General features: G+C 32.2%; 13 protein-coding genes, 2 rRNA genes and 1 pseudogene. 10 read left to right on the plus strand and 6 right to left on the minus strand.

Going from position 1 to position 20,735, the window contains the following annotated elements; all coding sequences use genetic code 4:
• Positions 1-58: 58 nt before the first annotated feature.
• Together BLA55_RS02370 and BLA55_RS02375 are read left to right on the plus strand one after the other, a co-directional pair.
• On the plus strand, positions 59-4,429 hold the full coding sequence (locus BLA55_RS02370) for a PolC-type DNA polymerase III (RefSeq protein ID WP_073372495.1): 4,371 nt from the start codon (positions 59-61) through the stop codon (positions 4,427-4,429).
• 45 nt (positions 4,430-4,474) lie between these two features.
• Positions 4,475-4,999, plus strand: a complete 525-nt coding sequence (locus tag BLA55_RS02375; protein WP_073372496.1) for a PTS sugar transporter subunit IIA — start codon at positions 4,475-4,477, stop codon at positions 4,997-4,999.
• A 397-nt stretch (positions 5,000-5,396) separates the two neighbouring features.
• Here the strand turns inward: BLA55_RS02375 and BLA55_RS02380 are convergent, their stop codons facing one another.
• The gene (locus BLA55_RS02380; protein ID WP_073372497.1) at positions 5,397-5,951 is read right to left on the minus strand and encodes a DJ-1/PfpI family protein; all 555 of its coding nucleotides are present in this window, start codon (positions 5,949-5,951) and stop codon (positions 5,397-5,399) included.
• A 1-nt stretch (position 5,952) separates the two neighbouring features.
• Positions 5,953-6,858, minus strand: coding sequence for an MSC_0882 family membrane protein (locus BLA55_RS02385; protein WP_073372498.1), 906 nt, complete (start codon positions 6,856-6,858; stop codon positions 5,953-5,955).
• Between the two features lie 186 nt (positions 6,859-7,044).
• On the opposite strand from BLA55_RS02385, the gene BLA55_RS02390 reads away from it, so the two are divergent.
• The 3 genes and pseudogenes from BLA55_RS02390 to BLA55_RS02400 all read left to right on the plus strand — a co-directional run.
• Positions 7,045-8,551, plus strand: a 16S ribosomal RNA gene (locus tag BLA55_RS02390).
• Between the two features lie 300 nt (positions 8,552-8,851).
• Positions 8,852-11,740: ribosomal RNA gene (locus BLA55_RS02395) — 23S ribosomal RNA — on the plus strand.
• The 16S and 23S rRNA genes sit together here, the layout of an rRNA operon.
• A gap of 241 nt (positions 11,741-11,981) precedes the next feature.
• Positions 11,982-12,374, plus strand: a pseudogene (locus tag BLA55_RS02400) (IS1634-like element ISMsy1 family transposase); the annotation flags it as partial.
• Between the two features lie 195 nt (positions 12,375-12,569).
• Here the strand turns inward: BLA55_RS02400 and BLA55_RS04285 are convergent.
• Positions 12,570-12,824 carry a hypothetical protein gene (locus BLA55_RS04285; protein ID WP_157089909.1) on the minus strand — a complete coding sequence of 85 codons (255 nt, stop codon included), beginning with the start codon at positions 12,822-12,824 and terminating at the stop codon, positions 12,570-12,572.
• A 1,696-nt stretch (positions 12,825-14,520) separates the two neighbouring features.
• On the opposite strand from BLA55_RS04285, the gene BLA55_RS02410 reads away from it, so the two are divergent.
• From BLA55_RS02410 to BLA55_RS02425, 5 genes are all read left to right on the plus strand, one after another.
• Positions 14,521-15,387, plus strand: coding sequence for a tyrosine-type recombinase/integrase (locus BLA55_RS02410; RefSeq protein ID WP_073372500.1), 867 nt, complete (start codon positions 14,521-14,523; stop codon positions 15,385-15,387).
• A gap of 10 nt (positions 15,388-15,397) precedes the next feature.
• Positions 15,398-15,913, plus strand: coding sequence for a hypothetical protein (locus BLA55_RS02415; protein WP_073372501.1), 516 nt, complete (start codon positions 15,398-15,400; stop codon positions 15,911-15,913).
• A gap of 14 nt (positions 15,914-15,927) precedes the next feature.
• Positions 15,928-16,191, plus strand: coding sequence for a hypothetical protein (locus BLA55_RS02420; protein ID WP_073372502.1), 264 nt, complete (start codon positions 15,928-15,930; stop codon positions 16,189-16,191).
• Complete coding sequence (locus tag BLA55_RS04490; RefSeq protein WP_256373870.1) at positions 16,158-16,292, plus strand: hypothetical protein; 135 nt, start codon at positions 16,158-16,160, stop codon at positions 16,290-16,292. Before BLA55_RS02420 ends, BLA55_RS04490 begins: the two co-directional genes overlap by 34 nt.
• A gap of 139 nt (positions 16,293-16,431) precedes the next feature.
• Positions 16,432-16,863, plus strand: a complete 432-nt coding sequence (locus tag BLA55_RS02425; RefSeq protein WP_073372503.1) for a PDDEXK family nuclease — start codon at positions 16,432-16,434, stop codon at positions 16,861-16,863.
• Between the two features lie 319 nt (positions 16,864-17,182).
• Here BLA55_RS02425 and BLA55_RS02430 read toward each other — a convergent pair whose 3' ends face one another.
• The 3 genes from BLA55_RS02430 to BLA55_RS02440 form a co-directional block, all read right to left on the minus strand.
• Positions 17,183-17,530, minus strand: a complete 348-nt coding sequence (locus BLA55_RS02430; protein ID WP_073372504.1) for a hypothetical protein — start codon at positions 17,528-17,530, stop codon at positions 17,183-17,185.
• Positions 17,531-17,702: 172 nt separating this feature from the next.
• Positions 17,703-19,427, minus strand: a complete 1,725-nt coding sequence (locus tag BLA55_RS02435; protein ID WP_073372505.1) for a coiled-coil domain-containing protein — start codon at positions 19,425-19,427, stop codon at positions 17,703-17,705.
• 2 nt (positions 19,428-19,429) lie between these two features.
• Positions 19,430-20,731 carry a hypothetical protein gene (locus BLA55_RS02440; RefSeq protein WP_157089910.1) on the minus strand — a complete coding sequence of 434 codons (1,302 nt, stop codon included), beginning with the start codon at positions 20,729-20,731 and terminating at the stop codon, positions 19,430-19,432.
• Between the last annotated feature and the right edge of the window lie 4 nt (positions 20,732-20,735).

Here is a 20,735-nt window from a genome sequence, read left to right on the forward strand (position 1 = left end):
TTTTATGGAATTTTTTTAAATTCAAATTTAGTATTTTTTTTACGTGTATAATCATTTTATGTCGTCTAAAAAATATTCATATAATGATCAAAACTTTAGCAATTTTGCACAAAATATTGACTTACCATTTTTAGAATCTTTTACCTCAATTATCATGAAAGAGGAGATGGAAATAGAAGAAAAAGATGGACAAAACTACTACCATGTAGACTATATTTTTGACGAAAAAAGGATGCCAACACCGTCTGATTTGTTCGCTTTTTTAAACTTTATTAGTTCAAAAAATCCTCAAATTGTACCACATATTAGCTTTAAAACTGATTCAAATGTAAGTGTGTCTAGTTTACCAATCACAAAGGATTTTATTATTTATTTATTCAATTTTTCAAAAATTTTTAAGGATGCTTTAGTTGAATCAGAACTGTTTTATAGTGATGAAAGTCAAAGTTGAACTTTGGTAACTAATATTTCTAATTTCAAAGATATTGATAAATTCGTTGCAAAAATTAGCAAGATGCTTCGAAACAGCGGATTTGTTGATTTTTCAATGAGCGTTGAACAAAAAAATCTCCAAACTATTGAAGAAATTTCTTCAATCGAAATGAATAAAGATATAGATTTCTTGAAGCATTTGGAACAAAGCAAAAATGAAAATGAACTTAAAGAAAAAGTTGCACAAAACAAATGAGATTTTAGAAGTCGAAAAAGCAAAGAGTATATTAATTTAGAAATTAGCAAAATCAACGAAGAGGAAGAAATACCTAACAACTTTTTCGTTAATACTAAAGGTTTAATTTTTAAAAATGATTATACTGTAACTCAAAAAGGTTTCCATATTTACACATACAGTATAACTGATCATACTGATGCGATTGAAATTAAACATTTTTTTAGAGAACCAAATCCTGATGGTTTAATTCCTGTTGGTAAATACATTGAAGTTTTTGGTACGGTAAATAAAAATTATAATAATGCAAAACAAATTTATGCTGATTCCATTGTCATTACGGATGGTGATGTGCAAACTCGCGAAGATAATGCGAATTTGAAAAGAGTTGAGTTATCTGTTAGAAGCAAAATGAATACTATGGACGGTTTACTAAAACCTGAAGAAATTGTTTTAGCAGCTAAAAAATTCGGACACAAGGGAGTTGCATTAGTGGATTCTGACGGTGTTCAAGGATTTCCTGAATTTTATAGTAGTTCTAAAAAACACGGTGTCAAACCAATTTATGGTGTTTCCTTTAAGACAACTTTCGAGAATTTGGGGACAGTTACATCTAATTTTCCAAATTCAACCTTAAGGGACTATGATTATGTTGCTTTCGACATTGAAACTACAGGATTGTCCCCAAAAGTTCATGAGATTATTGAATTTGGGGCTGTTTTTATTAAAGATAATGAAATTATTAATAAAGAGCAGTTTTTTATTAAAGCTCAAAAACCATTGAGTGCCTTTACTTATGAGTTAACCAAAATTAATGACGAACTTTTAGAAAAAGAGGGGATTAGTTTAGACAAGGGACTTAAACGGATTTATGAAATTTTGAATAATAACGTCGCGATTGCTCACAACGTTTCATTCGATAAAAACTTTATTTTTGAAAAATTTAATCAAAATAATATCCCTTTACCAAACACTACATTTTTAGATACATTAATGGTATCTAGAATCTTATTTCCTTATAAAAGAAGTCACTCATTAGGTTCATTTTGTCAGAATTTAGGAATTGATTACAATGAAAATGAGGCTCACAGAGCTGATTATGATGCGGAGGTTTTGGGGAAAGTTTGAAGAGCTTCACTTTCACAGTTAAGCAATATTAATATTAATACTTTTGAAGACTTATATAATTATAAGTCCCCAGAATCATATTCAAAATGATCACTTAAAGAAGTTACAGTTATCGCTTTAAATCAAAAAGGTTTAAAAGAATTGTTTGATTTGGTTACCTTAGCACAAACAACTAGATACTACAATACACCGAAATTATTTTTTAGTGATCTAAAGAAATCACCAAATTTATTAATTGGATCTGGTGCACTTAAAGGTCATTTAATTGACGCTTTATTATATTCGAGCGAGCAGGAACTTGATAGTTTAATGCCGTTTTTTGACTACATTGAAATACCTCCAGTTCAGGATTTCAATCACAAAATTGAATATGGTGATTTTACTAAAGTAGAAATAGAAAATTTATTATTACATTTATACAAAAAAGCAGTTCAATGAAATAAAATTCCTGTTGCTGTCGGTGATGTTAGATATGTTGATGAAAAAGATCAAATTTTGCATAAGATTTTAGTTCATTCAAAAGGGATAGGTAATGAGGTACACTATCTTTTTGAGCGTAAACGAAAAAATAATATTCGCATTCCAATGCAAAATTATTTAACAACAGAGGAAATGAAACAACAATTTTCATTTTTACCATCTTCAAAAATTATTGAGGATGTTGTTGTAAATAACACGAATAAGATTGCAGATATGGTAGAAGAAATTGAAGTTATCAAAAAAGACTTATATACACCGGTTTTTGATAATTCAAAACAAAATTTACATGATTTGGTTTATAAAACAGCTCACGAAAAATATGGTGAAAATTTACCGACAATTGTTAAAGAAAGAATTGAAAAAGAATTAACTCCGATTTTAAAATACGGTTTTGATGTTGTATATTGAATTTCGCACAAATTAGTTAAAAAATCAGTTGATAATGGTTATTTAGTTGGAAGTCGTGGATCGGTAGGATCTTCTTTAGTAGCGACTCTAAGCGGTATTACAGAAGTTAATCCTTTAGAACCACATTATATATGTCCAAAATGTAAACATTTTGAATTAGCAAATATTCCAAGTATTAAAAGTGGATTCGATTTAGATGATAAGAATTGTCCAAATTGTGTAGATGTAATTATGGATAAAGACGGTCAAACCATTCCTTTTGAAACATTTTTAGGTTTTAATGCTGACAAAGTACCGGATATCGATTTAAACTTTTCTGGGGAATATCAATCAACTATTCATGCTGAAGTGCGTCGTTTATTTGGGGAGAAACACACCTTTAGAGCTGGGACAATTTCGACTGTCGCAGCAAAAACAGCATATCGTTTTGTTAAAGAAATGGTTGAAGAACAAAAGTGAAAAATTTCAGATTCTTTTGTGGAGTATTTAGCATCAAAAATAGAAGGTGTAAAGCGTACCACGGGACAGCATCCCGGCGGGATAATTATTATTCCAAAGGAATTTGATGTAGAGGATTTTACTCCGGTAAATTTCCCTGCAGAGGAACCAAGTAGTGATTGAAAAACCACACATTTTGATTTCCATGCAATTCACGATAATGTCTTAAAACTAGATATTTTAGGTCATGTGGATCCAACCGCGATTAGAATGCTAGAGAACTTAACAGGGATAAATGTAAAAAAAGATATACCGAAAAAAGATCCTAAAGTCATGTCTATTTTTACTTCTACAGAAGCATTAGGAGTGAAACCAGAGGACATAGGAGGGGACAAAACTGGGGCACTGGGTATCCCCGAATTTGGAACTCAGTTTGTTCGCAAGATGTTACAAGAAGCAAATGCTCAAAGTTTTGCAGATTTAGTATCATTATCAGGTTTAAGTCATGGTGAAAACGTATGATTAAACAATGCACAGTCATTAATTAAGGAAAAAAATTTCTCTTTAAAAGATGTTATTTGTTGTAGGGATGACATCATGGACTACTTAATTAATAAGGGGATTGATCCATTATTTTCATTTAAGATTATGGAGCAAGTGCGTAAAGGAAAGGGGATTAGTGCTGAACAAGAAGAAGAGTTAGTGAAAAATTCTGTTCCTGATTGATACATTGACAGCATGAAAAAAATTAAATACATGTTCCCTAAAGCTCACGCGACAGCTTATGTTTTAATGGCTTGAAGAATTGCTTGATTTAAAGTTTATTATCCTTTAGAATATTATGCAACCTATTTAACAACTCGAATCGAAAACTTTGAAATAGCTACTATGATTAATGATGATAAAAAAGCAACTAAAATTCAACAAAGAATTAAAGAAATATTAGATAAAGATATGAAAGATCGAACAACTAAGGAAAATAAATTAATTCCATGTTTTGAAATTGCTCGAGAGTTGTACGCAAGAGGTTTTTCTATTTCTAATATTGATTTACATCGTTCATTAGATACACAATGAGTGGTAGATCGTGAAGCTAAAAAATTAATTCCACCATTTTCAACAATTGATGGTCTAGGAATTAGTGTTGCTAAGTCTATAGTTGATGCTCGTAATGAGAGGGAATTTATTTCAGTTAATGATTTCAAAAAAAGAACATTGGTTAATAATACTCAAATGAAATCATTGCGTGACTTAGGTGTTTTTGAACAAGTTAATGAAACTGATCAATTAATTTTATTTAATGTTTAAAAATAATATAATTTACTCAAAATAAGTAAATAAGGAGATTCATATATGTCATTTTTTTCAAATTTGTTTAAATCAAAACAGCAAAATAGTCAAGTTTTACTAGTTTCACCAATTAAAGGAAAATACGTTCCGCTCGAAAATGTAAGTGATCCGGTTTTCGCGTCGAAAAGCATGGGACAAGGTTTTGCAACTAGATTTAATGAAGATTCAGGAGTAGTTTCGGTTTTTTCTCCTATTTCTGGAACTATCGATAATATTTTTCCTACAAAACATGCTATTGGAATAATTTCTTCAGATAAAAAAAGTAATATATTAATCCACATGGGGATTGATACTGTTACTTTAGATGGTAAAGGTTTTGAAGTGTTTGTTAATGAAAAAAGTAAAATTAATGCTGGAGATTTAATTGCCAAGATAAATTTAGACGTTTTAAAAGAGAAAAATTTAATTTCTGACATTATGGTATTAGTTTTACCAGACAGTGAAAAATTAAACATTTCACCTATTTCCGAATTAAATGCTGAGCAATCTGTAGAAGTAAATGAACCTTTATTTGAAGTACGCTATTAAAAATTCGTTTAGCTGTAATTTTTATTACAACAAAAGTTAAAGAAAGAGTCGCTTGACTCTTTCTTTTTTTATTTTATGAAATGTTTGATGAAAGATGCGATTTCTAAAAACCATTTATCAACTTTTTTTACATTTAAATAAATGAAAAATTCTATATAAAATTGAACAAAAGTTTTTTCTATTTATTTCGACTATAAACGAGTCAAAGAACGAAAAATTTTTAAAAAATAAGAAATAAAATAATCTGGAAATTATTGCTTATAAAATTTAAATAACCTGAGTTTCAAAGTTGGAAGCTCAGGATGAATTGAGCTTATAATTCTCTCCTTTCGTAAAATGAAAAGCAAGTCGTTACTGACTTGCTTTATGTCATTAGTTTACATCGTTCACCAATTCACTATTTGGTTAAAAAGTTGTATCTGATTTTTTCAAAAGTTTCTTTATCAAAATTAATTTCAACAATTTTAAGACTAAAATCAACACTAGCTCCAGCACATTTCCCGGTTATGAGTTCAAAAATAGAGTTGTCAAATGAAACATAATCATCATTACGATTTTTTCCGCAAGAATCAAAACTTTTATTTTCCCCAATTGAAGGGAAAGAACTATAGTTTTGAGTATCAGAAATTATTTTATGTTCATATAGAACATTTGGAGCGTCGCAAATAGCTCATATTTTTTTGTTTTTAAATTTCTTAATTATAGATAAAGAAGTTGAATCATGTCTTAATAATTGTGCTCCAGGACCACCTGGAATAAAAACAGCGTCATAATCATCTATTGATATTTCGTTTACAGTTTCTATTTTTACTAGATTATTTGAACCGGTAATCATTTTATAATCAGGATTGTAATAAGTAAAATAGCATTTGTTGGTTTTAGATAAAACTGCAATGGTCGAAACTAATTCAGTTTCATTAAAATTATTATGTAGTATGACAAGAATGTTCATATTATTTTTTCCTTCTGATAATATTTTTTCAAATGAATAAAATTAGTAAAAATAGCGGCAATATTACTAAAATACAAAATGTAAAAATATAGATTTTTAGTCACATTTTGTTTTCTTTTTCTTTTGAAAGATTGACTTTTTCAAATATTTCGTGAGCAGATTCACCAATATAGTTGATTAAATCATTTTGTCTTTTTCGATCATACATTCACACAAATGTATATATTCCAATAGCGGATAATAAAGCAATAATTGAAAAGACTAAAAATAAAAATGGCGATCCATTATAGAAACTCATTAAGAATTGTCTTACATCGAATGTAAAATATAGTTGTGATTCTGGTGAACCAACAACAATTTTTCCACTACCTGCTTCATCAGCAATGAAATAACGATATAGTAAAAATGTAATTAAAGTAAAAAGACCATAGTAAGTTTCAAAGAAAATTACTAATCACATTAAACGAACGTTTTTAATTATTAAATTATGATATGTTTTATGAAATAAAACGTTAGCACTCGCGTCACCACTTGAAAAACTTTCTCGTAAATTTTTCACGACTCTCGATCAACTTGTATAATCAATTGAATTTTTAACTAATAAAATAAAACTGATAAATAATAAAATACCAAATAAAATAAAAATACCAGCTGCGCTATATTGTTTTAAAGTTGGAATAAATTTAGTTAATAAAACAACCAATAAAGATGATAAAAAAACAACTAACCAAAAAATAATACTAATAATTCTGATGTTTTTTTCTTTTTTAATTATTCTAAATGTGCTTGGAGGTAACTGTCCTTTTGGATCTCTGTCCAAAAATTGATTCCTATTTAATGAATTATTAACATTTTTGTTGTCTACTATATTAATACTAGCCGTGTTGCTCATAGGTTTTAATTTCATATTCAACTCTCCTTATATAAATAATTTTAATTTTTTTATAAAAAGTTTAAAAAAACAATTTTTATTTTATTTTTTAGAAAAAATATTTTGTGTTTTTTCTCTTTGTGTTATCATATTTAAGCAAACCGCTTTAGGTGATGCAAAATTGTTCTTTGAAAACTAGATATACAAAACATGACAGTCAATTTTTTCGAGAGTTTGATCCTGGCTCAGGATGAACGCTGGCTGTGTGCCTAATACATGCATGTCGAGCGGAGTTCTTCGGAACTTAGCGGCGAATGGGTGAGTAACACGTACTTAACGTACCCTTTAGTTTGGGATAACGACTAGAAATGGTCGCTAATACCGGATACTTATGTTAATCGCATGATTAATATATAAAAGAAGCGTTTGCCTCGCTAGAGGATCGGGGTGCGTAACATTAGCTTGTTGGTGAGGTAAAGGCTCACCAAGGCGATGATGTTTAGCGGGGTTGAGAGACTGATCCGCCACACTGGGACTGAGATACGGCCCAGACTCCTACGGGAGGCAGCAGTAGGGAATTTTCCACAATGGACGAAAGTCTGATGGAGCGACACAGCGTGCAGGATGACGGCCTTCGGGTTGTAAACTGCTGTTATAAGGGAAGAAAAAATCATAGAGGAAATGCTATGATCTTGACGGTACCTTGTCAGAAAGCAACGGCTAACTATGTGCCAGCAGCCGCGGTAATACATAGGTTGCAAGCGTTATCCGGAATTATTGGGCGTAAAGCGTCTGTAGGTTGTTTGTTAAGTCTGGTGTGAAAACTTGGGGCTCAACCCCAAATTGCATTGGATACTGGCAAACTAGAGTTATGTAGAGGTAAGCGGAATTCCTTGTGAAGCGGTGAAATGCGTAGATATAAGGAAGAACACCAACTTGGCGAAGGCAGCTTACTGGACATACACTGACACTGAGAGACGAAAGCGTGGGGAGCAAACAGGATTAGATACCCTGGTAGTCCACGCCGTAAACGATGATGATTAGCTGATGGGGAACTCATCGGCGCAGCTAACGCATTAAATCATCCGCCTGAGTAGTATGCTCGCAAGAGTGAAACTTAAAGGAATTGACGGGGATCCGCACAAGCGGTGGAGCATGTGGTTTAATTTGAAGATACGCGTAGAACCTTACCCGCTCTTGACATCTTCCGCAAAGCTATAGAGATATAGTGGAGGCTAACGGAATGACAGATGGTGCATGGTTGTCGTCAGCTCGTGTCGTGAGATGTTCGGTTAAGTCCTGCAACGAGCGCAACCCTTGTCCTTAGTTAGATGATCTAAGGAGACTGCCCGAGTAATTGGGAGGAAGGTGGGGACGACGTCAAATCATCATGCCTCTTACGAGCGGGGCAACACACGTGCTACAATGGACGGTACAAAGAGAAGCAAGACAGCGATGTGGAGCAAATCTCAAAAAACCGTTCTCAGTTCGGATTGTAGTCTGCAACTCGACTACATGAAGTCGGAATCGCTAGTAATCGTAGATCAGCTACGCTACGGTGAATACGTTCTCGGGTCTTGTACACACCGCCCGTCACACCATGGGAGCTGGTAATGCCCGAAGTCGGTTTTGTTAACCACGGAGACAACTGCCTAAGGCAGGACTGGTGACTGGGGTGAAGTCGTAACAAGGTATCCCTACGAGAACGTGGGGATGGATTACCTCCTTTCTACGGAGTACAAAAAAACACTTTTAAGTGTTATCAACGACTTTTACTGACTATTATTTTTAAATTTGTGTTATGTTGCTATTGTTAAATAGTCCAATAGTGTATATCTAGTTTTGAGAGAACAATCTCTCAAAATGTTCTTTGAAAACTGAATAGTATATTAAATAAAATTAATATAACAACGACATCAATTAAAACAAATGTCTATTTGTTTTGATACCGAGTTAATTATTAATTAAAATTAATAAATAATTTATTAAAATGTCTTGAATAAACATCAACAATAGGAAAATATTGTACTTTTAAATAAGTAAGAGTTTATGGTGGATGCCTTGGGTCTGGAAGTCGATGAAGGACGTGATTACCTGCGATAAGCCTCGTGGAGCTGGATATGAGCTACGAAACGGGGATTTCCGAATGGGGAAACCTAACCGAAGTAATGTTCGGTTGCCTTGTAATGAATAAAATAGTTACTTGAGCGAGACACGTTGTGAACTGAAACATCTTAGTAGCAACAGGAAGAGAAAATAAATAATGATTCTATCAGTAGCGGCGAGCGAACGTAGAAGAGCCCAAACCAACGAATGTTGGGGTTGTAGGACAATCTATATGAAGTTACAAATCTATATCATAGCAGAAAGAGTTGGGAAACTCTGGCATAGAAAGTGAAACCCTTGTATGCGAAATGGTATGGACTTCTGATTGTATCCTGAGTAGGGCGGGGCACGTGAAACCCTGTCTGAATCTGCCGGGACCATCCGGTAAGGCTAAATACTAACCAGACACCGATAGTGAACTAGTACCGTGAGGGAAAGGTGAAAAGAACCCCGGGAGGGGAGTGAAATAGATTCTGAAACCATTTACTTACAATTAGTCAGAGCCCGTTAATGGGTGATGGCGTACATCTTGCAGTATGGACCGGCGAGTTATGTTAACATGCGAGGTTAAGTGGAAAAAAAACGGAGCCGCAGAGAAATCGAGTCTTAATAGGGCGTTTAGTATGTTGATATATACCCGAAACCATGTGATCTATTCATGAGCAGACTGAAGCTTGGCTAACCCCAAGTGGAGGGTCGAACCGTAGTACGCTGAAAAGTGCCCGGATGACTTGTGAATAGTGGAGAAATTCCAATCGAACTTGGAGATAGCTGGTTCTCCTCGAAATAGCTTTAGGGCTAGCGTGTGATGTTAAACTTTGGTGGTAGAGCACTGAATATGGAATGGCCGCGCCTAGCGGTACTGACTATAATCAAACTCCGAATACCATTGTGTATTATCATGCAGTCGGAACCGGGGTGCTAACGTCCCGGCTCGCGAGGGAAACAACCCAGATCGTCAGCTAAGGTCCCAAAATCGTGTTAAGTCAGAAAGGTTGTGAGATTTCATAAACAACTAGGAGGTTGGCTTAGAAGCAGCCATCCTTTAAAGAGTGCGTAATAGCTCACTAGTCAAGAGATCTTGCGCCAATAATGTAACGGGAGTCAAACACGATACCGAAGCTACGGGTACATCTGTACGTTAGAGGAGCGTTCCTAGGGCGGTGAAGCTAAACCGTGAGGATTAGTGGAGCGTTAGGAAGTGAGAATGCCGGTATGAGTAACGATTCGTGGTGAGAATCCACGACGCCTATTGGGAAAGGTTTCCTGGGGAAGGTTCGTCCACCCAGGGTTAGTCAGGACCTAAGGAGAGGCTGAAAAGCGTATCCGATGGATAACAGGTTAATATTCCTGTACTATCTATAATTAGTGATGGAATGACGGAGAAGGATAACAATACCCATTATTGGATTTGGGGGTAAGCAACGACTGGTCAATGTAGTTAAATGCGCATTGTATAACCGGGATTTGTGATGCATAGTGATTTATTTCACGAATTTTGTGATTCCATGCTTCCAAGAAAAGTTTCTAAGCGTTATAAAATTATAGGTACCTGTACCGAGAACGGACACACGTTCCCAAGATGAGTATTCTAAGGCGAGCGAGAAAACCAATGTTAAGGAACTCTGCAAATTGACCCCGTAAGTTCGCGAGAAGGGGCGCCCATTTTGATGGGCCACAGTAAATTTTGAGGGGCAACTGTTTATCAAAAACACAGCTCTCTGCTAAACCGCAAGGTGATGTATAGGGGGTGAAGCCTGCCCAGTGCCCGAAGGTTAAATGGATGCGTTAGCTTATGCGAAGCGTTGGAATGAAGCCCGGGTGAACGGCGGCCGTAACTATAACGGTCCTAAGGTAGCGAAATTCCTTGTCGGCTAAATACTGACCTGCACGAAAGGCGCAATGATCTCTCAACTGTCTCAACATTGGACTCGGTGAAATTATGGTCCCAGTGAAAACGCTGGGTACCCGCATCAAGACGAAAAGACCCCATGGAGCTTTACTACAACTTCGTATTGGAACTTGGCCTAACATGTGTAGGATAGGTGGGAGACTATGAGATTATGACGCTAGTCATAAAGGAGTCAACCTTGAAATACCACCCTTGGTATGTTGAGTTTCTAACTTGCCGCCGTTATCCGGTGGGAGGACAGTGCGTGGTGGGTAGTTTGACTGGGGCGGTCGCCTCCTAAAAGGTAACGGAGGCGTTCAAAGGTACACTCAATACGGTCAGAAACCGTATGCAGAGCGCAAAGGTAGAAGTGTGCTTGACTGCGAGACCTACAAGTCGAGCAGGTGCGAAAGCAGGACTTAGTGATCCGGCTGTACGTCATGGAACGGCAGTCGCTCAACGGATAAAAGTTACCCTGGGGATAACAGGCTTATCTTGCCCAAGAGATCACATCGACGGCAAGGTTTGGCACCTCGATGTCGGCTCATCGCATCCTGGAGCTGGAGTCGGTTCCAAGGGTTTGGCTGTTCGCCAATTAAAGCGGTACGCGAGCTGGGTTCAGAACGTCGTGAGACAGTTCGGTCCCTATCTGATGTGGGCGTTGGAATATTGATGAGAGCTGCTCTTAGTACGAGAGGACCGGAGTGGACACACCGCTGGTGTTCCTGTTGTTTCGCCAGAAGCATAGCAGGGTAGCTAAGTGTGGAAAGGATAACCGCTGAAAGCATCTAAGTGGGAAGCCTCCTCAGAGATAAGTATTCCCTTGAAATTCCTTGTAGACTACGAGGTTGATAGGATGGAAGTGTACGTGTAGTAATACATTCAGCTGACCATTACTAATAAATTGATAGGTTTAAAAGTGAGATAATAAGTCAATTCATTTTAGTAAATTTTGATTATACTATTCAGTTTTCAGAGAACATGGCCCGCTGAGGGTCTTTTTTTATTTTTTGTTAAGTTTTGTACTTTTGTACCTTGAGTTTCCAAGTTTCAAATGTTACAAAAATAAATATACCTATAAAAAAGCATATTTATTTTTTTAGTATTAAAATTACATACATAAATTTAGTTCATGCATACCAAAAAGTCTTTATAAATTTTGATATTTTCCTTATGGTCTGGAGAAGCGAGCAAAATATATAAAGAGCAATGAAAGGTAGAAGGAGGTTTTAGAACTTTAAAATCATCAATTGAAATTAGACCTATGTATGTTTACAAAGATGAACATATTCAAGCTCATGTATTTTTATGTTTCTTATCCCTTATTGTTATAAAATACTCAATTTATAAATTAAAAAAATTCTATAAAGATAATGGCGAAATTCAAAAACTCACAATGGATATGTTTTTAGATGCATTAAGACTTATAACAATAAGCAGAAAATGAGTTAATTATAAATTTGTAAGCACAATTACAGACAACTCAGATCTATCACATGAAGAACTAAACAAAATACACAAAGATTTTGGATATTTAATTAATCTATCATTGTAACTTAAATAATAAAAAAAGCAAATACGTCTTATTTATAGGTATATTTGCTTTTTTTATTATTTTAACTTGGAAACACAGGAAGGACTCTGTTTTGTAGGGTTATTCGCTATTTTTTAGTTTTAAAAGTGTCAAACTTAGACAAAATGTATAGAAAATTTTGTAGTTTATACGAGTATTAATATTCTAAGCTTATAGTTACATATTTTCAACAATGTGTTTGAAATTATTATACATTTCCATCAATTCAGGATCTAAGCAACTTCTAGTGACATCAAATTTTTCTACAATTTTATAATGAATAGCTTGTTCAATAACTTTTACCATATTTAATGCTTCCATAAATTTTTTGGTCGGTCTCTTTTGTTCTTTGCTTTTTTTGTAAAACTCATTTAACTTATAAAAAGAATATTTTAATACAACGATAACTAAGAAACACAATAATATATGCATTTCAATATATTGAGTTTTGTTAAGGCAGGTGCAGCTTGAATAGTATCTCTTAAAAGTATAAAAGCATCTTTATCTTTTCATTCCTTTTGGTGTGTTTGAGAATTTAATCTCATTTCTTTAAAAGTTCTTTTAGTAACGATGTTCGGGGTATCTTTAGATTTATATAGTTCTTTCATCTCGTTAAGACATTGTTATAAACTTTTTGGTATAACTATTTTTTCTTCGAGTGTTTTATAGTGAATAGATATTCCGCTACCATGAACTGACATAGTTATTTGAATTTTTTCTTCATAATCTCATTCTAAATCATCATCTTCGACATAACTAAGAACAACAACTCTTTTATCGAAGTAAATTAAATGATTATCTGTTTTTGATAATTCTTTTATTTTTTTGAAAATTGTATTTTTGTGTTTTAAAAGTGTTTTTTAATAATCATAAATTCACAAGTCTCTGCTGTCTAAATAACTTTAACAACGGTTTTTTCAACAGGTATTTGTTTTCACAATCTCTTTTAAATCAACTCAGCTTCCTAACCCTTTACCAGGCTCTTTATATAATGTTATTGAAAGAGTGGTTCTTTCCGGTTTGCTTCTCTTTTGTAAAATATATTTTTCCATATTAATAAAATACTATTATTGTGCACAACCTTATTAAAAAATAAATTATTATTCTTTTTTACGATGTATCTTTTTCATATTTTTCGACCAAAAAAATAACCAAATTTCTGAAACTTTAATGCTGTTTCTTTTATCGAAAAATCAACGAAAAAGTCCAAGCACTCTATATATAGAGTGTTAAAGTTTTGGTCAATTCCGACAAAATTTAAACCAAAATTTATTTTATTTTCATAACATGAGAATAAGTGTGCGGATTGTGAGATATCGAAATTTATTGAGCTTTGTCGTCAGCAAGCGAAATAAATTGAGATATCGAGCATATCCGCTATCCTTTTGGAAAGTTATGAAAATAACTTTCCAAAACATCTCAAGCATAAATATTCATTTACACTAATATTTTACAATAATAAAATAACAATCATTTTATTTAAAATTCAATATATTTAAAAAAAACGTAAAAAGCACTATAAAGGTGTTTTTACGTTTTTTAATTAAATTAAATAATAATTATTAAATATATTAATATATTCCGATTATTTAATTAATATTTAAATATTTATATATATTATCAATTATTAAAAAAAATAAAAATTTTTTACCAATAAAAATTTTTATTTTTTAATATTAAATATATTAATAATAAGAATATATATTAATACTTATATATATTAATAATAGTAATCAATTGTACCATAATTAAAATATTAGTGAATTGAAAATATCAAGAATTTTAACTATGAGAAAATAAGCACAAAAACATAAATTTAAAAAAATATTTTGGAGTTTTAAAAAAAGTGTGTTAGAATATTTTTGTAAGGAACGAGTGAGACCGTTTTGTTACAAACTAAAAAACTAATTTTATATATTAGGTTTTATATGGTTTGTCTTAATTTGGGAAACTCGTTTATGAGTTTCCTTTTTTGTTTCTTACATCATAATAAAAAAAGGTATAAAAAAATACAACCCCTTAAGTGAGACGCAGGGTTGTAGCTCATTAGATGAGCATTATTATTATAGTGTAAATTAATGAACTGCAAATAAATTTTTTAAATATTTTCCCTGCGGGAAAGTGGACAATGTTAAAAAAAAATATTACAGAGTTAATTAATGAATATATTAATCAATTAGAGAATCCAATTACCAAAAAGAATTTTAAAACTATATTAAATAAATATGTCGATAATTTAGACTATTTAGAACAAATTGAAACTATTAAAAACTCAGATTTAGCACAAAATACAAAAGGAATATACACAAGAATTCTTAAGAGTTTTTATGTGTATTTGCATGATAAACACGGTTTAGATGTTAAAACATCAAAATTCAAACACATTAAAGAAGTTCCGACTAAACGCAGAGCTTTTACAGATTATGAAATTGAAGAGATTAAAAACGTCATTAATCGACGTAGAGATGAATATTCATTCTGATTTAATTTCTTAATTCATAATGGTTGTCGTGTTCGTGAGATGCTTAATTTAAACGCAAGTGATTTTAATTATTATGAAGAAACGCAAACATATAAAGCGTTCATTTCTGCCCTAAAAGGTGGTAACTTAAGAGTCTTTGAAATACCACAACAATATAACCATAATTTTCAAGATTTCTTTAATAAGAAAATTACATATTATGCATTGGGAATAAGATTCAAAACCTTAATGCGAACATTAAGCAAAAAACTTAATAAACCTGAATTCGAACATCAAACCCTACACTGTTTTAGAACAACATTTATTACTAATGCGGTGCGTGATGGTTTTTCAATTTTTGAAATTTCTAAATTAACTGGTCACAAATCCAGCTTATCGGTTAATAGATACGTTCAACTAACAGCATCTGATGTTTGAGATAAATATAAGAATCATGTAACTCAAAACCGAGCAGAAATTGAAAAAGCAATATTAGACATTGTAAGTGATATGCAAAAAAGAGCGAATTTATAAAAGGATAAACATGACAGAAAAAGAATTAGCACAAAATTATTATTTATATTTAGAATTTGAACCGCTTTTAAAAAAAGAAGTCAAAAGATTAAACAAACAAATAGAAGAAATTAAAGCGACTATAACAGGTAAATGTAAATGGTTGAAATTCCTAAAAAAGGAACACAAAGCAATTAAGGAAATTCAAAAACATTTTCGTTTTAAGAATATAAGTATTAAGACAACTCGAAACGTTTGGGTTGTGATCAATAATAATGTGAAATTTTATTCAAGTTTGAAAAATATTCAAACAAATACACCAGTTTTTGCTCCTGCTTATTCGTATGTTCAATTAGAGAAAGTTCTTTCTAAATTCCCGTTATTTACCGGAGCAGATTTTGAAATTCCAAATAACGAAATATGTGACGAAGTAGATAAATACCACTCAATTATGTGACGTGAATTTAACCAAGTTATTACATTAGATTTTCAAGAGCTAAAAAACAAAATTGATGAATATTATGATAATACAAATGGTTTTATTTAAGGAATACGTATAAAATGAATAAAAAAGGTCTTAAAATCAATTTTAACAGCAAGGACGCACAAACACACAACCAACCAGCTCAAAGCGTCTCCATGACGCTTAAAACGTCACTTGACAACCTAATTGAACACGTTGTTACACTCAGTTCGATTTATGATGAGCAAATTTATGAATTAAGAAACAAAACTAGAGAATTAAAAAGAGAAGTTAACCAATTAAAAAAAGAAATGAAAGAGATTAAACAATGACAAACACAAAAAAAAGAATCGCACAACTAGAAAAAGAAAACCAAGAATTAAGAGAAAAAATTGAATTCCATGATTATTTATTTAAAAAACTAAACCCTATTATTAAAGATTTAAAGAAAAAGGTTTTTTAGCAAAATGAAAAAAATAAAACTGCCAGGTTTGAATGTGATACCAAGTTTAAAAAAAGAGCTTTGGACTCACAAATACGTAATATATGATACATTTGATTTATATTTATGACCACGCACACAAAGGTATTTAGTTAGTTGAATGGAAAAGAATAAAATTCCTTTAGATCAAATCAACGAATACAAGGAAATCATTTTTAAAAGTCAATTTTTTAACTATAAAAGGGAATTAAACTTATTTAAGCGATTAAGTGAAAAAGGGTTTAAGGTGCAGGTTACGAATGACCTTATCGATACCGTTTATAAAGTTGATTTATTTGCAACTTATAAGGATCAAAAATTCTTTATCCAAGTTAAACCAAAAACAAGCAAACTAGATGAATCGTATTTAACGCGTTTTAAAATGTTTGCACAAAAACATAATGCAATCCCCTTAATTGCAATACCGGACAATTTAGCGACTTTAGATATATGATTTTTCTGAGATGTAACTGATAAAAAGGAATTAAAAGAAAGCAATAAAATCCATATCTCTTATTTAGATGAATACAAAAGAAAAAGCAACCTAGTTTAAAGGTTGCTTTTATATTATTTTTTGAATGGTTTTTTTGTATGCAAAAGAATTTTACGAAATTAATTTGACTATATTCTAATAATCTAAAAAAATAACAATGGAAACTTAATGAATGGACTTAGTCCTTATTAATTATATAATAATTAATAAGAATTTTTATTTTTTTCTGAATTTTTTGCGTTGCATGTAATATGCTTGCTCTAATAATTCGAATTCATGTGCTTTAAGTTTATCATCAAAAATAATATAACTTAAACAGCTTTTTTTGGTGAATGCGAAAAATCATCTTAATACTCTAAATCATGAATGCATATCACTCCTAAAGTTCTAAAATATCAGAAACAATTTTTTTAATTTTTGAGTCCACCCCGTTATTATCGACATATATTTTGAATGCTTTCATTAATTTCGCGTTTTGCTGGTTTGTTTCACTAATACGATTATTTGTCTCGTTTAACATTTTTAAAATAGTTAACAAATTTTCGCTATCCGTGTGTTTTTCTGCTTCCTTAAGTGTTATGCTGTTACCTATACCGGTAATGCTGGTATTGTGATGCTTTTGCTTATTAATTCTGCGGTTCTTTAATGCATAATAAACAATAAAAGCAATTAAAACTAATAAACTACCTACGCCACCAGCTCCGATAAACTTAAGTGCTTCGCTCATAAATTACCTCCTTTTCTTTTTTGTGACGCTTCAATACTGATAACCCCATCCCCTTATTAATGGGTTTAATCAAATGGTCTTTATGATGTTCCACCAATTGTAACTCATCTGCTTTTATTAAAGGTTGTTATTCTATTAAATAAATAATTTATCCTGTTATTAATTTGGGAAATTAACTTATTCGGTCCTCTAACTCTTCAACTTTATCCTGTAGTTCATTTACGGTGTCGTTTAAACTTTCCCACATTTTATATCTACCGGCAGCACGCAAAAAGTCTTTGTAGTCTTTGACAGTAAGAGTTGGTATATTTCTTATAGCTTCATCGGTTGTTGATGTATAGAAAATCATTATTTTTAAATCTGCACCCTCATATTTTTTGTTGTCTAAGTGAATTCAAAATTCAGCTTGGGGCTTAAATCTGTAAAATGGACAAATGTGAGTGATATTTTCTATTATGTCTGCACCCCTTGTAGATGGTGCATGTTCTTGGTCATCATGAGATACCTCTCTTAAAATTCAAACATGTCAATTTAATAAATCACGCACGTCGGAAATTGATCAGTTAACAGGTAATGAATTTATTTTAAAGGTGTCTACAAGAACATAAACAGGAAAACCGTTGAAATATTGACCAGTAAATATATCGGTATTGACATTACTTTTAATATTAACCACAGGATTCAGTGTTTGTGATACTTGTGGGACGTCTTCATAAGATACATTCCCTGAATCATCAACTTTAATTAATTTAGCACCGTTAGAATTAGGAAGCTCAATTCGACCACCAGCGCCGACCCCAGACCTTTCTAGTGCTTGTATTCTTAAATTACTTTGACCTAAATTTTTTGCAACTGCTTCGGTTCGTGCTTTAGCTTCAGTTAATTCAGCATTTAAGTTCTCAACATCACCTTTTATCTCTTGAGTGGTTTGAACATTTTGATCTAATGATGTTTTAATTTCTTGTGCTTTATTTTCCATTTCAGCTAATTTATTTTTAACTTGAATAAAATTCGTGTCTTCAGTATTATTGACACTTTCGTATGTCACGGTGCCGTTGCTTACTTTTATTAGTTTTGCACCATTTGAATCCGGTAATTTATTTTGTTTAGTTGTTATATTTCTTTTATTCGTATTAACTTGATTTTTGGTCTCTTGTAAATCTGAATTGATTGAATTAGCTAAATTATCAATCCGTGTTATTTCACTACGGTTATTGTTTATATTTCCTTTATTATTTTCCGCAGCTCTAGCAGCGTCATCTGCTTTGCTTTTTGCTTCATTAGCAACATTTGAAACGCTGCCAATTGACCTAGCATTTGATTGTATAGATGAAGTTAATGAGTTTTTTGCCTCTTTTCAATCTGAAAGCAATACAACTTGGTCGGTGACTTTATCAGTGTCTAAAGTTGAGATAAAGTCTTCTAAACCGGCATTTAAAAGTGTTCTAAGAGCAACAGGACTAAGGAATTGCTCAGTAATCAAAAAGTCCCTTTCATTACCAATGATATTCACTCCATTAGTTGCTAATATTGTCCGGTTATATGTTTCGGGAATCTTACCACTTACACATCTCCAGCTAATTTCCATATATATCGCTTCTTTAATTAAGTGATAACGTGGTCGGGTAATTAAATTAATAAAACCGCTTCCACCACCAGCAAATCAATAAAGACGTGAAATCATATTATTAGTTAACGCATCCGCTGCATAAATACATGCGGACGCAACTTTTTCAAAATATTCATTTTCAAATGAATTAATATCTTTTCTTAAAAGAGCGAGCAAATCCTTAGGTGGTTTAAACTTATCTTTACCTAAAAAGTGTGGTGATTGTTTAAAATCTTCTAAAGTAATTCCTATATCGGACGGGTTTAATCTTCTTACATCTAATGACATGTTTATCTCCTTTTAATTCTACGCACTGCAAAACGGTTATATTTTCCCGCTTTGACTTCATTAAATTTATTTTTGAAACTCAAATTATAAGTCCCATTATTTTTGGTTAAATTTGCAATTTTATTCCTGCTTGTACGGTGTTGTTTGACGTATTTATCAAATAATTCAAAGTTTTCGCTATCAGATGAATCACCATAAGATATCCCTAGTTTCTTAAGGTCAATTTTTGCAGCTTCTAACTCATAAAGATCTTTGAAGCTTAATTCCTTTTTTTCGCGAATTAGCTTTCCAACTCCCCAACCCCAAGCGAATTCATTTAGATAAAATTTTCCCCAACTTTTTGAATTGAGAAACCTTTGGAATTTATCAAAACTGCACCGCATAATTTCTACTGGTGCTTTTCCTGCTTTTGTTCCATTTCGTCTTAATTTACTTTTGCCGGTGCTAGTCGCTTCATCCTTAAAATAAATGCGAAAATCTACTCATTTGCTATTATCTCACCAATCAGAGTCATAAAGCTTTATACCCCAAATTCAACTGCTACCATTAGGCGGTAATATAATCCCTTTATTGCTTTTAGTAATTCATTTATTGATGCGTTGATAATTAACACCATTTAATTTTTTGTTTTGAAGCATCTTAACAAAAAATTTAGTTCTAGTTTTTTGTGCTACTTCTTGAACTTTATTTTTAATTTTTTGCGTTACAAACTCTTGACCAGTCGCAATAACTGAAAGTGGATTCTTATAGATTTGAACCGCTTTTTTAACTACTTTATCAATCTTTGAAATCGTTGCGGAGCTAAAGAGCTTTGTGATGATTGTGCTACTTGTTTTACTTGTTTTAGCAAAAAACTCACTAGACTTTTTTGCTACGTCAACAATCTTGTCTAAAAGTGGTTTTTTAAAGAATTCAATTAATTCCTTTGATGTTTTATATGTTTTTGATACTCATTTGTATTTTTTGATTTTAGCTAATGTATTAACACCAAGACGTCCAATGCTTGAACCAACCGCAAAAGCTAGGTTCATTAAAATACTTTTTGCGTTAATCTCATTGTCAAAAATCAAGTCCAATATAACGTCCTTTACAAATCTTGCTCCGATTTTAGCTAATTGTGCAGCAAATCCACCAATTGGCATAAAAAATAAAATAGCATCCGCAGCAATTTCTATAACTATGTCAAAAAAGACCCTAGCGATGTTTTTGAATAGACTTGTCCAAAAGCTCGCGGGTCTTTTCTTTTCTTGTGTTGGTTTGTTAAAATTTGGGAATATTCTTTTTGTTTCACTATATACTATCATTCGA

The organism is Mycoplasmopsis pullorum, assembly GCF_001900245.1.
GTDB lineage: Bacteria > Bacillota_I > Bacilli_A > Mycoplasmatales > Metamycoplasmataceae > Mycoplasmopsis > Mycoplasmopsis pullorum.